General features: G+C 57.7%; 11 protein-coding genes. 2 read left to right on the top strand and 9 right to left on the bottom strand.

Annotation, left to right across the window (positions count from 1 at the left end):
- The first annotated feature begins 48 nt into the window (after window positions 1-48).
- Window positions 49-1,980, top strand: coding sequence for a methyl-accepting chemotaxis protein (locus CKF42_RS15570; protein WP_111208584.1), 1,932 nt, complete (start codon window positions 49-51; stop codon window positions 1,978-1,980).
- Between the two features lie 56 nt (window positions 1,981-2,036).
- The gene (gene bsmA, locus CKF42_RS15565) at window positions 2,037-2,363 is read left to right on the top strand and encodes a biofilm peroxide resistance protein BsmA (protein ID WP_009087458.1); all 327 of its coding nucleotides are present in this window, start codon (window positions 2,037-2,039) and stop codon (window positions 2,361-2,363) included.
- Here bsmA and CKF42_RS15560 read toward each other — a convergent pair.
- The 9 genes from CKF42_RS15560 to hflX all read right to left on the bottom strand — a co-directional run bounded on the left by CKF42_RS15560 (window position 2,337) and on the right by hflX (window position 13,379).
- Window positions 2,337-3,965, bottom strand: coding sequence for an isovaleryl-CoA dehydrogenase (locus tag CKF42_RS15560; RefSeq protein WP_111208583.1), 1,629 nt, complete (start codon window positions 3,963-3,965; stop codon window positions 2,337-2,339). The two genes, bsmA and CKF42_RS15560, sit on opposite strands and share 27 nt — an antisense overlap.
- Window positions 3,966-4,060: 95 nt before the next feature.
- A complete protein-coding gene (rlmB, locus tag CKF42_RS15555; protein ID WP_009087460.1) occupies window positions 4,061-4,795 on the bottom strand; it encodes a 23S rRNA (guanosine(2251)-2'-O)-methyltransferase RlmB in 735 nt (244 codons plus the stop codon).
- 71 nt (window positions 4,796-4,866) lie between these two features.
- Window positions 4,867-7,359, bottom strand: coding sequence for a ribonuclease R (gene rnr / locus CKF42_RS15550; protein ID WP_046102608.1), 2,493 nt, complete (start codon window positions 7,357-7,359; stop codon window positions 4,867-4,869).
- 16 nt (window positions 7,360-7,375) lie between these two features.
- The gene (nsrR, locus tag CKF42_RS15545) at window positions 7,376-7,819 is read right to left on the bottom strand and encodes a nitric oxide-sensing transcriptional repressor NsrR (protein WP_111208582.1); all 444 of its coding nucleotides are present in this window, start codon (window positions 7,817-7,819) and stop codon (window positions 7,376-7,378) included.
- Window positions 7,820-8,037: 218 nt separating this feature from the next.
- Window positions 8,038-9,336, bottom strand: a complete 1,299-nt coding sequence (locus CKF42_RS15540) for an adenylosuccinate synthase (RefSeq protein ID WP_009087463.1) — start codon at window positions 9,334-9,336, stop codon at window positions 8,038-8,040.
- Window positions 9,337-9,502: 166 nt separating this feature from the next.
- Window positions 9,503-9,703, bottom strand: coding sequence for a DUF2065 domain-containing protein (locus CKF42_RS15535; RefSeq protein WP_009087464.1), 201 nt, complete (start codon window positions 9,701-9,703; stop codon window positions 9,503-9,505).
- A gap of 56 nt (window positions 9,704-9,759) precedes the next feature.
- A complete protein-coding gene (gene hflC / locus CKF42_RS15530) occupies window positions 9,760-10,764 on the bottom strand; it encodes a protease modulator HflC (protein WP_009087465.1) in 1,005 nt (334 codons plus the stop codon).
- A 3-nt stretch (window positions 10,765-10,767) separates the two neighbouring features.
- Window positions 10,768-12,006 (bottom strand): FtsH protease activity modulator HflK, encoded by a 1,239-nt coding sequence (gene hflK, locus CKF42_RS15525; protein WP_009087466.1) that lies wholly within the window; start codon window positions 12,004-12,006, stop codon window positions 10,768-10,770.
- A 92-nt stretch (window positions 12,007-12,098) separates the two neighbouring features.
- The gene (hflX, locus tag CKF42_RS15520) at window positions 12,099-13,379 is read right to left on the bottom strand and encodes a ribosome rescue GTPase HflX (protein ID WP_009087467.1); all 1,281 of its coding nucleotides are present in this window, start codon (window positions 13,377-13,379) and stop codon (window positions 12,099-12,101) included.
- Window positions 13,380-13,407: the final 28 nt, after the last annotated feature.

The following is a 13,407-nucleotide window of genomic DNA, read 5'->3' as shown; positions in this document are numbered from 1 at the left end:
CTCCCTGCCGTTGATGGTGTACCCCCATAACTTGTTCAAAGGTAATTTATGAAGCGTCTCTCTCTCAGCGGCCTGAGTCTCGGAGTTAAGCTGTCTGTACTGACGTCTCTCAGCGTTGCGCTGCTGTTGCTGGTACTCACCCTGACTCAAAGCCACAACGCCTCACGCCAGCTGGAAAATCTCGCCATCGATGACATGCACAATCAGGTGCAGGGCATTAATGAAATGGCCTCCATGTTCAACGCCACCCTCACCGAAGAGGTGAGCCACTATACCAATCTGTTTATCAGCTTTTTACCCAGGCGTTTCAGCCTTGATGACAGCGCCAGAATTCAGGTGGGCGCATTTTCAACGCCCGTGCTGCGCGCCGGATTAAAAACGCTGAACCTCGATCAGGTCGCCGTCGACGATTTCACTGACCGCACCGCGGCGGTGGCGACGATTTTTGTGCGCGATGGCGATGATTTTATCCGCATCTCCACCTCGCTGAAAAAGGAGGATGGCAGTCGGGCTATCGGTACTCAGCTTGATCGCACCGGCGCCGCCTGGAAAAGCGTTCACGAAGGCAGGGCATATCAGGGCCTGGCCACGCTGTTCGGCCACCGCTATATCACGCAGTACCAGCCGGTAAAGGATGAGAGTGGCAGGGTCGTTGCCATCCTCTTCGTCGGCGTTGGCATTGACAAGCAGTATGCGCTGATGCGCGAAAAAATCCTGGCTCGCCGGCTGGGTGACAGCGGTCATTTCTTTGTGCTCAACGGCACGCCCGGTAAGACGCAGGGCAACTATCTGTTTGACCAGCACAACGAAGGAAAACAGCCCGGCTGGGATAGCGCCATCCTGCAGCCGCTATTGACGCAGCCACAGGGCATGCAGCAGGTGGAGATTGACGGTGAGCAGAAAATCCTGGCCTGGCAGCAGTTGCCGGGCTGGAACTGGGTGATCACCGGCGAAGTTAACCGTGCCAGCCTGCTGGCTCCGATTACCCACAGCCGTAACCTGTTCCTGATGACCGGACTGATTCTGGTGGTGATCTTTGCGCTGGGGTTTGTCTGGTACAGCCGCCGGGCCATTACCCATCCGCTGCAGCAGGTGATCCATCTGGCGGAGCAGTATGCCGCCGGTAATCTGCAGGTCAACCTGAAGACCACCCGCTCTGATGAGGTAGGCCAGCTGATCGTGGCAATTAACGGTATTGGAAACGGTCTGGAAAAAATCGTCAGCCAGGTGCGCGTTGCCGCACAGGAGATCAGTGACGGTACGGATACCATCGCCGTCAGCAGCCATAACATCAGCGAGCAGATTGGACGTCAGGCCAGCAGCGTCGAGCAGACCTCCGCCAGCATGGAGCAGTTTGGCGCAACGGTGGAACACACCGCCGACAGCCTGCGTCAGGCGATGTCCCTGGTGGCGGAAGCCAGCGGAATCGTCAGCCACGGCAGCCAGACGGTGGAGCGCTCGGTGAACACCATGTCAGCGATTAAAGTGTCGTCACAAAGCATTGCGGACATTACCCATGTGATTGAGTCGATTGCCTTCCAGACCAACATCCTGGCGCTGAATGCTGCCGTTGAAGCGGCGCGAGCCGGTGAGCAGGGCCGCGGTTTTGCCGTGGTCGCGGCAGAAGTGCGGGCACTGGCACAGCGTTCGGCGCAGGCGGCCAAAGAGATCGATGGGCTGATTGCCACCTCCATCGGCAACGTGGCAGAGGGACATCAGCTCTCTGAACAGACGCGCGATGCGATGACTAACATTGTGACGCACATCGAGCAGGTGCAGGCGCTGATGGGCGAGATCAACGTAGCGGCGCAGCAGCAGGCGGCGGGCATTGGTCAGGTTAACTTGGCGATGAATCAGATCAGTCAGGCGACCCATCAGAACAGCGAGCTGGTGGCGCAGGCGGAAAACAGTGCGCAGACGCTGAGTGATAAAGGTCATCATCTCACCCAGCTGGTCAGCGTATTCAGCCTTAAAGCCTGACCGCCTTCAGGACGATGACATACACTTACTGTCTCGTCCTGAAAAGGGGTTTTGCTATGCGTTCCGCTTACTTACTGATCCTGAGCCTGCTTCTGGCAGGCTGTTCCGCCCTTCAGACAACGCCAGAAGCGCCGCCTGCCCCAACGCAGCAGGCACAGGAGATTTCACGGTCGCAAAGTGGCGGCTTACCGAAGCTGGGTAATATCACCGTGAATGTGCATGGCTCGCCGGATGACGCCCAGCGGGCGGTGGCCGCCCGGGCCAATCAGGCCGGAGCGGTTTACTATCAGATCGTGGCGCTGAGTGAAACGGTGATGCCTGGCTTGTGGTACGCCAGTGCGATTCTTTATGGTGCGTCACCGGCCACAGGCGCGGGCCAGTAAACGATCGGTCACTGCGGCTTCCAGCGGGCGTGAACCGCGCGGGTCGAGCCACTGCTGGCACCAGGCATCGGCCAGCGGCGGTTCGGCATATTTCAGCAGCTGAGCGCCCGTCGCCAGCAGTAGCAGCGTGCGGGTGACCTCGCGCGCCTGCTCTTCAGGGATGTGGTTAAGTATCAGCCGCAGCTGACGCCAGCGCGCATCAAAATGCCGGTTACTTCCTTTTACCGCCTCAAACTCCTGATTCAGCATCTCAGTCACCTCCGCCTGGCGGGCGAGCACGCGCAGGACGTCCAGACACATTACGTTGCCCGACCCCTCCCAGATACTGTTGACCGGCATGTCACGATAGAGACGCGGCAGCTCACTCGCTTCGCAGTAGCCAATCCCGCCCAGCACCTCCATCGACTCCGCTACAAACGGCGCGCCCGCTTTGCAGATCTGATACTTAGCGGCCGGGGTAAATAAGCGGGCAAAGGTGACCTCATGCGGTTTCGCCGGCTGGGACCAGGCGCGCGCCAGGCGCATCAGCAGCGCAGTCTGCCCCTCCAGCTGCAGCGCCTGCTGAGCCAGCACCTGCCGCATCAGCGGCAGATCCACGAGGTTTTTCCCCTGCACCTGACGCTGGTGAGCATGCCAGAGTGCCACCGAGAAGGCCCGCCGCATCTGCCCGTGACTGCCGAGTGCGCAGTCGAAGCGCGTCATCCCGGCCATCTTCAGGATCAGCCGCACCCCTTCACCCTCTTCTCCCAGCAGCCAGCCCGTCGCCTCGCGAAACTCCACTTCGCAACTGGCGTTCGAGCGATTGCCCAGCTTCTCTTTGAGCCGTTCAAGCTGAATGGCATTGCGGGTGCCGTCGGGCAGCAGTCGCGGCAGGAAGAAGCAGCTTAATCCGGCGGGCGTCTGTGCCAGCACCAGATGCGCATCACTCTGCGGCACAGAGAAGAACCATTTATGGCCGGTCAGCCGCCAGGCTTCGCCGGGGCCGCGCGCCTCAAGCGGTTCAGCAAAGGTGGTGCTGGTAAGCAGATCGCTGCCCCCCTGCTTCTCTGTCATTCCCATGCCGATCAGCAGGCCGCGTTTCTGGTCGCCGGGCTGCGCATGGGTATCGTAGCGGTCGCTGAGCAGCGGATCGAGCCAGCCCTCAAATGCGGCGGGCAGCCAGGTCTGCAGCAGCGGAATGGCAGCGTGTGTCATGGTCATCGGGCAGAGCGTGCCCGCTTCAACCTGTGCATGCAGGATAAAGCGCGCGGCACGCGCCACGCTCGCCTGTTCCCGAACCGCAGGCTGCCAGCTGAGGTTGTGCAGGCGGCTGGCGCAGACGCCCTGCATCAGCAGGTGCCAGGCGGGGTGAAAACGGACCTCATCCAGCCGCACGCCACGGGCGTCATAGCGCTGCAGCTCAGGGGGGTCGGTATTGGCAAGCCGGCCAAGCTCCAGCGACTCGGCCCCGCCGAGCTGTGAGCCAACGGAGGTCAGCCATTCCCGATCCCACCCGGCCCCCTCACGGGAAAGGGCTTCGCTGAGCGGCGTATCAGAAAGAAACAGATTACTGTTGCTGAGAGGATGGGGCTGATTAAAAACGGTGTGTGTTGTCCAGGTCATAACCACTCCTCGCGGATGTCACTCCGTAAGTATGCGAAGGACGCGGGGTTATGCCTGGTACAGAAACTAATTTGTGGCGAGGATCACATCGGGGATCAGGCGTTGCGCTGGCGCACCGCTTCAAACAGGCAGACGCCGGTGGCCACCGAGACGTTGAGCGACGAAACGCTGCCCGCCATCGGAATGCTGATCAGCTCATCGCAATGTTCACGGGTCAGGCGACGCATGCCCTCACCCTCTGCGCCCATCACCAGCGCCATCGGGCCGGTCATTTTGCTCTGGAAGACGGTATGGTCAGCTTCTCCTGCGGTGCCGACAACCCAGATGTTGTACTCCTGCAGCAGACGCAGCGTACGCGCCAGGTTGGTGACGCGGATCAACGGCACATTTTCCGCCGCGCCGCTGGCCACTTTTTTGGCGGTGGCGTTCAGAGGGGCAGAACGATCTTTCGGCACGATAATCGCGTGCACACCGGCCGCATCCGCGCTGCGCAGACAGGCGCCCAGATTGTGCGGGTCGGTGACGCCATCCAGCACCAGCAGGAACGGTTTATCCAGGCTCTGCAGCAGATCCGGCAGATCGCCCTCCTGATACTGACGCCCGGGTTTTACCCGTGCCACGATGCCCTGATGCACCCCGCCTTCGACCTGACTGTCGAGCCATTTACGCTCCGCCAGCTGAATGACGATCCCCTGAGCTTCCAGCGCGGCGACCACGGGTTGCAGGCGACGATCGTCGCGGCCTTTGAGGATAAAGACTTCCTGAAAACGTTGTGGAGCACGTTCCAGCAGCGCCTGCACGGCATGGATACCAAAAATAATTTCGCTCATCAATCTGCTCAGTGGTTGGAAATGAAAAGAATGACCGCCCTTTCTCCGGAGAGAAAAGGCGGTGACGCGCCTCAGTCAGACTCGGTCTTTCTTCTGGCGCGCTTCGCCTTTGTGGCGGCGGCGATTTTACGGGTTTTTTCCGAGACGTTTTTACTTTTTTTCTCGCTATTTGCCCCGGCAGATTTGCCTTTGCCTCCCCGGAAGGCGGCGTCCGGCTCGAAGTTAGACTTACGGCTCGCATCGCGACGGCGCTTCGCTGGCGCTTTATCGTCGCGTTTTGCGCGGTCGCGCGCGGTTTTTCCTTCGCCACGCACCTGCCGCTGACTGGAGATCAGGGCAAAGTCGATTTTACGCTCGTCCATATGCACGGCTTCGACCCGCACTTCCACGGTGTCACCCAGGCGATAGGTGCGCCCGCCCGATTCACCAATCAGACGCTGACCCACCGGGTCAAAACGGTAGTAGTCATTGTCGAGTGAGGAGACATGCACCAGACCATCAATGAAGAGATCGTTTAAGCGCACAAAGAAGCCAAATCCGGTGACGCTGGAGATGACGCCGTTGAACACGTTACCGACCTGATCCTGCATGAAGTCACACTTAAGCCAGTCCGCCACGTCGCGCGTCGCTTCATCTGCGCGGCGCTCGGTCAGGGAGCAGTGCAGGCCCAGTTGCAGCATCTGCGGCATGTCATAGTGATAGCCACCGGTCGCGGTCGTCAGATCTTTGGCGACGCTGCGATCTTTCGGCATCAGGTACTTAATGGCGCGCTGAACCAGCCCTTTGCCTTCATCCTGCTCTTTTGCCAGCAGATATTTGATGGCGCGGTGCAGCGTCAGATCCGGGTAGCGACGGATCGGCGAGGTAAAGTGAGCATAGGAGGAGAGGGCCAGACCGAAGTGGCCGCGGTTCTCCGGATCGTACACCGCCTGCTTCATGGAACGCAGCAGCATGGTCTGCAGCATTTCCGCATCCGGACGATCGGCCACCTGCTTCAGCAGCGCCGCATAGTCAACAGGCTGCGGTTTGTTGCCGCCTGGCAGGCTCAGTCCCAGTTCATTGAGCACGGTACGGAAGCTCTTGATGCTCTCGTCGGTCGGACGATCGTGGTCGCGGAACAGCGCCGGTTCCTGATTTTTCTCCACAAAGCGTGCCGAGGCGATGTTCGCCAGGATCATGCACTCTTCGATCAGCTTGTGGGCGTCATTACGGGAGACGCGTTCCACCCGCTCAATACGGCGCTCGGCGTTGAAAATAAACTTCGCCTCTTCCGTCTCAAACGAGATACCGCCGCGTTCTTCGCGGGCAGCATCCAGCGCCTGATAGAGGTTATGCAGCTCTTCAAGATCTTTTACCAGCGGCGCGTACTGCTGACGCAGCTCTTTGTCGCCCTGCAGGATATTCCAGACCTTGTTATAGGTCAGACGCGCATGGGAGTTCATCACCGCTTCATAATGTTTGAAGCCGGTCAGTTTACCCTTGGTCGAAATGGTCATCTCGCACACCATACACAGGCGATCCACCTGCGGGTTAAGCGAACAGAGGCCATTCGACAGCACTTCCGGCAGCATCGGCACCACCTGTGACGGGAAGTAAACCGAGGTGCCGCGCTGATGCGCCTCATCATCCAGTGGCGTGCCCGGACGAACGTAGTAGCTCACATCGGCAATCGCTACCCACAGACGCCAGCCACCCCCGCGCTTTTTCTCACAGTAGACGGCATCATCGAAGTCACGGGCATCTTCACCATCAATGGTGACCAGCGGCAGTTTGCGCAGATCGACGCGGCCTTTTTTCGCCTCTTCCGGCACCTCTTCTTTCAGCTGGCTGATCTGGGCTTCTACCTGCGGCGGCCAGGTGTGCGGAATTTCATGGGTGCGCAGCGCCATGTCCACGGCCAGGCTGGTGCCCATATCTTCGCCGAGGATTTCAATCACCTTACCGATCGCTTTGCTGCGACGGTTCGGGCGCTGCACCAGCTCCACCACCACCACGGAACCCATACGGGCCTGCATCGTCTCTTCTGGCGGGATGAGAATATCGAAACTCAGGCGACTGTCATCCGGCACCACGAAGCCGGCACCGGCATCGGTAAAGTAGCGGCCAACGATCTGATTGTTGCGGGGTTCCTGCACCCGGACCACGCGCGCTTCGCGACGGCCTTTGCGATCGGCACCCAGCGGCTGCGCCAGGATCACGTCACCGTGCATGCAGAATTTCATCTGTTCAGCGGAAAGATAGAGGTCATCTTTCTGACCTTCCGCCCGCAGGAAGCCGTAGCCATCACGATGGCCGATAACTTTACCGCGCAGGAGATCGAGGCGTTCTGGCAGGGCATAACACTGACGGCGGGTGAAGACCAGCTGACCATCACGCTCCATGGCGCGAAGGCGGCGACGCAGCGCCTCAAGCTGCTCTTCATCGTGCAGATTCATCTCTTCAGCCAGCTCTTCACGGCTGGCCGGTTTTTCACGTTTTTCTAATAAAGCCAGGATAAATTCACGGCTTGGAATAGGGTTTTCGTATTTTTCAGCTTCTCTATCCTGAAAAGGATCTTTTGACATAACGGTTCCTCCGATGTCATTTAATATTTATATCCGCCGGCGATCTGGACAGTATGATTTCATAAAGTGGCGTATTGCCTTCGACCAAATCGGCCAGCGTATAGTTATCCAGCTCCTGCAAAAATCGCTGTACTGCATCATGCAGCGCCTGTTTAAGACGGCAGGCGGGCGAAATGGAGCAGGAGGGGCAATCGACTAATTGTAGCGGCTCCATCCTGCGGACCACTTCACCAATCACAATCTGACGCGGCGGCATACCCAGACGAATACCGCCATTTTTACCCCGTGTTGCAGCGACATAGCCCGCCCGGCTCAGCTGATTAATGATTTTGACCATATGGTTACGCGACAAACCGTACGTGTCGGTTACCGCAGTAATATTGGTCTGCTGGCCTTCGGGTAACGAGGCCAGATAAATCAGGGCCCGTAAGCCATAATCAGTAAAACTCGTGAGCTGCACAGTAACCTCAGTGAACCTTCAGGCGTGGCATGACATTGTTCGCCTTACAATGGGTGTCGGGATTAAATCGGATCGCCATTCGATTAACTACGATGATAAACCAGAGTGTGATTGGCCGTGCGTTTTTTTCAGTCAGCACCGGGTTTGACAAGCGAAGGGAAGATAAGTGGCATCAGAGAGTGGAAAAACAAGGGCCGGACAGCGTCCGGCCTCAATCATTATGCGTCGAACGGATCGCGCAGAATCATTGTTTCACTGCGATCGGGACCGGTTGAAATAATATCAATCGGCACACCCGTTACCTCTTCAACGCGCTTGATGTAATCACGCGCCGCCTGAGGTAAACCTTCCAGCGTCTTAACGCCAAACGTTGTCTCGCTCCAGCCTGGCAGCGTTTCGTAGATCGGCTCAATGCCTTCCCAGTTCTCTGCTGCCAGCGGCGTAGAGGTCACTTCGCGGCCATCCGGCATACGGTAAGCGACACAGATTTTCACCTCTTTCAGGCCATCCAGCACGTCCAGCTTGGTCATGCAGAAACCTGACAGGGAGTTGATCTGAACTGCACGGCGAACGGCCACCGCATCCAGCCAGCCGGTACGACGACGACGTCCGGTGGTCGCACCAAACTCGTTGCCCTGTGCACACAGGAACTCACCGGTTTCATCGAACAGCTCGGTCGGGAACGGGCCTGCACCTACGCGGGTGGAGTACGCTTTCACAATACCCAGCACGTAGTCGACATAACGCGGGCCGATACCTGAACCGGTCGCCACGCCACCTGCGGTGGTGTTGGACGAGGTCACGTAAGGATAGGTCCCGTGGTCGATATCCAGCAGGGTACCCTGCGCGCCTTCAAACATGATCAGGTCGCCACGCTTACGCGCGCTGTCCAGCAGTTCAGAGACGTCAACCACCATGCCGGTCAGGATGTCAGCGACTTCCATCACATCGCTCAGCACTTTGTCGAAATCGACGGCGGGCTCTTTGTAGTACTCCACCAGCTGGAAGTTGTAGAAATCGACCACTTCCTTCAGCTTGGCAGCAAAGGTTTCTTTGTTGAACAGGTCGCTGACGCGCAGTGCGCGACGCGCCACTTTATCTTCATAAGCCGGTCCGATGCCACGGCCGGTGGTCCCGATCGCTTTGGCACCGCGCGCACGTTCACGCGCCATGTCCATCGCAACATGATATTGCAGGATCAGCGGACAGGCTTCAGAAATCAGCAGACGTTCACGTACCGGAATCCCGCGCGCTTCCAGACCTTTCATCTCCTTCATTAAAGCTTCAGGAGAGAGCACAACACCGTTACCAATGATGCTGGTCACGTTATCGCGCAGAATGCCAGAAGGGATCAGGTGGAGGACGGTTTTTTCACCGTTGATGACAAGCGTGTGGCCCGCATTGTGGCCGCCTTGATAACGCACAACGTAATTCGCGCGTTCAGTCAGAAGGTCTACAATCTTACCTTTACCTTCGTCACCCCATTGGGTGCCCAGTACGACGACGTTCTTACCCATTTCTCAAAATCACCGATTGCTTAAAAAAGGATTCTACCATCTGATCCCGCTGTTTTCAGCACTTTTAGCATACGATTGCGCGCTTTTTTGCCTGAGTTTTGATCACTACAACATGTTGGGGATTCTGGCGCAAAAAGGCACAATTTAGCCGGTTTCAGCCACGGTTTCAGACGTTGCCGTGCAGACTCAGCATGCAGTAGATGACCATGCCTGCCACCACCAGTCCGCCACCGAAACGGTGCAGCAGACGATCCGGTAAGCGGGTCATCGACAGGATCATGCGTCGCCAGAGGCGTGGCATAAACATCGGCCCCAACCCTTCGAGCACTAACACCAGCGCCAGTGCCATCCAGATGCTTGTTTTCATTCTGATACCCAAAAAAAAGGCCGACAACATTGTCGGCCTGTAGGTTATATCAGTTCTTAACGTGTCGCGTTAGAGGGCGCCTTCATATATCGGAAGAAGTCGCTATCCGGGCTTAACACCATCACGTCCTGATTTTCGCTGAAGCTGTTTTCGTAAGCACGCAGGCTACGAATAAAGGCGTAGAAGTCAGGATCTTTGCTGAACGCATCGGCAAACAACCGGGCCGTTTCCGCATCACCATCACCGCGGGTGATCAGCGCTTCACGCTGCGCTTCGGCCAGCGTACGCGTGACCTGATAGTCCGCCTGGGCGCGCAGTTTTTCCGCCTCTTCCTGACCCTGTGAACGCTGGCTGCGTGCAACCGCTTCACGCTCAGCGCGCATACGGTTGAAGATCGCATCAGACACTTCGGTCGGCAGGTTGATCTGCTTGATGCGCACATCAACGACCTGAATACCTAACGCGGCCATACTGTTCGGATTCGGAGCGGGCTCGTTGCTGTTGGTTTCACGCTCAACACGGGCCGCTGCGCTGGCAATCGCGTCATCCGCCGCTGGCGTCGCTACTTCATCATCGCTGCCGACAGAACCGGTGTTCAGCGCGTCACGCACGTCCGTGGTCAGGCGACCGCGGGAATCCGTAACGATATCTTTCACATCCAGACGGCCCATTTCAGAACGCAGGCGGTCACTGAACTTACGTTTCAGCAGCACTTCCGCCTGAGAGACATCCCCGCCACCGGTGGCCAGGTAGTAACGACTGAAGTCGCTGATACGCCACTTGATGTAGGAGTCCACAATCAGATCTTTCTTCTCTTTGGTGACGAAGCGATCGGCCTGATTGTCCATGGTCTGGATACGTGCATCCAGCGTCTTAACCGTTTCCAGGAATGGGATCTTGAAATGCAGACCCGGCTCAAACACCTGCGGCTTGTTTTCGCCGTCGCGCAGAACTTTACCGAAGCGCAGCACGATGCCGCGCTCGCCTTCCTGCACCACAAACAGCGACGCATAGAGCGCCACCAGCACGACGATAATTAAAAATATTATTGGCTTACGCATCGATTACTCTCTCCCTTCGCGCTGGCTGTCGCTGCGCTGAGCATTCGCCCGGCGCTGATCCATGATGTTGTCCGGACTGTATGACGACGTGTCATTGCGGCTGGCATTGCGATCGGAGAGCGCAGGCAGTGACGAGCTGGTTCCGCCCTTCTGACCGTGCTGGCCGGATGCAGCCTGACCGCCACGCATCAGCTGGTCCAGCGGCAGCATCATCAGATTATTACCGCGATCGTTAACCAGAACTTTGCGGGTATGGCTCAGTACGCGTTCCATGGTCTCAATATAGAGACGCTCCTTGGTGATCTCTGGCGCCGCTTTATACTCCGGCAGAATCTTGGCGAAACGCGCCACTTCACCCTGCGCTTCCAGAACGGTTCGCTCTTTGTAAGCGCGCGCCTCTTCCAGAATACGCTGCGCCTGGCCATTCGCACGAGGCTGAACTTCATTAGCGTAGGCTTCCGCTTCACGGACGTACTGCTCGCGGTTTTCACGCGCGGCGATAGCGTCATCAAACGCAGATTTCACCTCTTCTGGCGGACGGGCCGCCTGGAAGTTGACGTCCAGTACCGCGATGCCCATGTTGTACGGGCGAATCGTCTCGTCAATTTCACGCTGGGTATCGCTACGCACCACGGTACGGCCTTCGGTGAGAATGCGATCCATGGTAGAACGGCCAATTACGCCACGCAGCGCGCTGTCGGTCGCCTGACGCAGGCTGTCGTCGGCGCTGGTGACCGCATAAAGATAGCGTTCCGGATCGGTCACGCGGTACTGCACGTTCATCTCTACGCGCACCACGTTTTCGTCGGAGGTCAGCATGACGCCAGACGCCGCCAGTTCACGCACCGACTCGACGTTGACCGCACGAACCTGATCGATGAAGGTCGGCTTCCAGTTCAGACCCGGTTCGACCAGGTGACTGAACTTACCGAAACGCGTGACCACGCCCCGTTCCGCTTCTTTGATGGTGTAGAAACCGCTTGCAGCCCAGATGACGACCGCCGCTACCGCGACGATGCCAGCCAGTTTGCCACCGCTGCCGGAGCCGCGCTGACCGTTATCGCTCTGTTTGCCACCGCCCAGTCCGCCAAGCTTCTTGCTCAGTTTACGGAAGATATCATCCAGATCAGGAGGCCCGGATTCCCGTCCTCCCTTATTCCCCCCAGAGTTGCCGCCTTGATTATTGCTGCTTCCCCACGGGTCGCGGTCCTGTCCGTTATTTCCGGGCTGATTCCACGCCATGTTCTACTCCATTTATTGTAATTACGGTTTTTACCCTTCATTTTTCGGATGCGACAATCGTCTAATGTTAAGGTAAATGCGTTTTGGCAATATCAAACAATGTAACTGGTCAGCGACGGTTCCTGCTTACATAAACGCATCCATTCAATAATGGGCATACGTATCTGCAATCCTACACTGCCGTCTTCTTCATTCCACTCTTTCTCAATCGCCTGCAACTGATAGAAGCGACTGCGAAGTCGCCCCGCTTCCGGTGGCAGACGTAATGCATGCTGAGCAATCTCTCCGGACAGCCGCTCAGAGAGCGCCTGCCAGAGCAACGGAAGGCCTGCACCGGTCTGGGCAGAGAGCCAGACACGAATCGGCAGATTCTCTTCGTTGCGATCGATACGCGGCTCAAATCCGTCGAGCATATCGATTTTATTCATCACCAGTAACGTCGGGATCTCATCCGCTTCAATCTCTTCGAGGACGGCATCGACGGCAGCCATATTATCGGTGACGCGAACATCGGCGCCATCAACCACGTGCAGCAGCAGCGTCGCCTGGCGTGTCTCCTGCAGCGTGGCTTTAAACGCGGCAACCAGGTCGTGAGGAAGATGGCGAATAAACCCGACCGTGTCCGCCAGCACGACTTCCCCGACATCAGCCACATTCAGACGGCGCAGCGTAGGGTCGAGCGTCGCAAACAGCTGGTCTGCGGCAAAGACGTTGGCCGAGGTCATGGCATTAAAGAGGGTCGATTTGCCGGCGTTGGTATACCCCACCAGCGAAACGGTCGGCACATCCGCTTTGGCACGTGACTGACGCCCCTGTTCGCGCTGCTTTTCAACCCGCTCAAGGCGAGACAGAATCTGGCTGATGCGTCCGCGTAACAGACGGCGGTCTGTTTCTAACTGGGTTTCACCCGGACCCCGCAAACCAATCCCGCCCTTCTGGCGTTCAAGGTGGGTCCAGCCGCGCACCAGACGTGTGGCGAGATGGCGAAGCTGTGCCAGCTCGACCTGCAATTTACCTTCGTGGGTGCGTGCCCGTTGGGCAAAGATATCCAGAATTAAACCGGTGCGATCAATGACCCGGCATTCGCACAGGCGCTCGAGGTTTCTTTCCTGAGCGGGCGTAAGGGCATGATCGAATAAGACGACCGATGCTCCTGTTGTTTTTACCGCATCGGCAATTTCAACGGCTTTTCCTTCACCGACAAAATACTTGGGGTGTGGCGCTTTACGGCTGCCAGTTACCACTTGCAGCGCCTCAACGCCAGCAGAAGAGACCAGGGTTTCAAACTCCTGCAGATCTTCTACTTCTTTGTCTTGGGAGAACCAGATGTGTACCAGTACGGCCTGCTCACCGGCATCATAACGGTCAAACAAGCTATAACCTCGCTAAAATAAAAGACCA

The sequence above is a fragment of the Pantoea sp. ARC270 genome (genome assembly GCF_003236725.1).
In the GTDB taxonomy this organism is placed as follows: domain Bacteria; phylum Pseudomonadota; class Gammaproteobacteria; order Enterobacterales; family Enterobacteriaceae; genus Pantoea; species Pantoea anthophila.
The sequence above is the reverse complement of the archived record's forward strand: the minus strand, read 5'-3'. Positions and strand labels throughout refer to the sequence as shown.

Excerpts from the sequence above, each read along its gene's own strand:
- CKF42_RS15570 (WP_111208584.1), top strand. The coding sequence starts at position 49 with ATGAAGCGTCTCTCTCTCAGCGGCCTGAGTCTCGGAGTTAAGCTGTCT.
- bsmA (WP_009087458.1), top strand. The coding sequence starts at position 2,037 with ATGCGTTCCGCTTACTTACTGATCCTGAGCCTGCTTCTGGCAGGCTGT.
- CKF42_RS15560 (WP_111208583.1), bottom strand. The coding sequence starts at position 3,965 with ATGACCTGGACAACACACACCGTTTTTAATCAGCCCCATCCTCTCAGC.
- rlmB (WP_009087460.1), bottom strand. The coding sequence starts at position 4,795 with ATGAGCGAAATTATTTTTGGTATCCATGCCGTGCAGGCGCTGCTGGAA.
- rnr (WP_046102608.1), bottom strand. The coding sequence starts at position 7,359 with ATGTCAAAAGATCCTTTTCAGGATAGAGAAGCTGAAAAATACGAAAAC.
- CKF42_RS15540 (WP_009087463.1), bottom strand. The coding sequence starts at position 9,336 with ATGGGTAAGAACGTCGTCGTACTGGGCACCCAATGGGGTGACGAAGGT.
- CKF42_RS15535 (WP_009087464.1), bottom strand. The coding sequence starts at position 9,703 with ATGAAAACAAGCATCTGGATGGCACTGGCGCTGGTGTTAGTGCTCGAA.
- hflC (WP_009087465.1), bottom strand. The coding sequence starts at position 10,764 with ATGCGTAAGCCAATAATATTTTTAATTATCGTCGTGCTGGTGGCGCTC.
- hflK (WP_009087466.1), bottom strand. The coding sequence starts at position 12,006 with ATGGCGTGGAATCAGCCCGGAAATAACGGACAGGACCGCGACCCGTGG.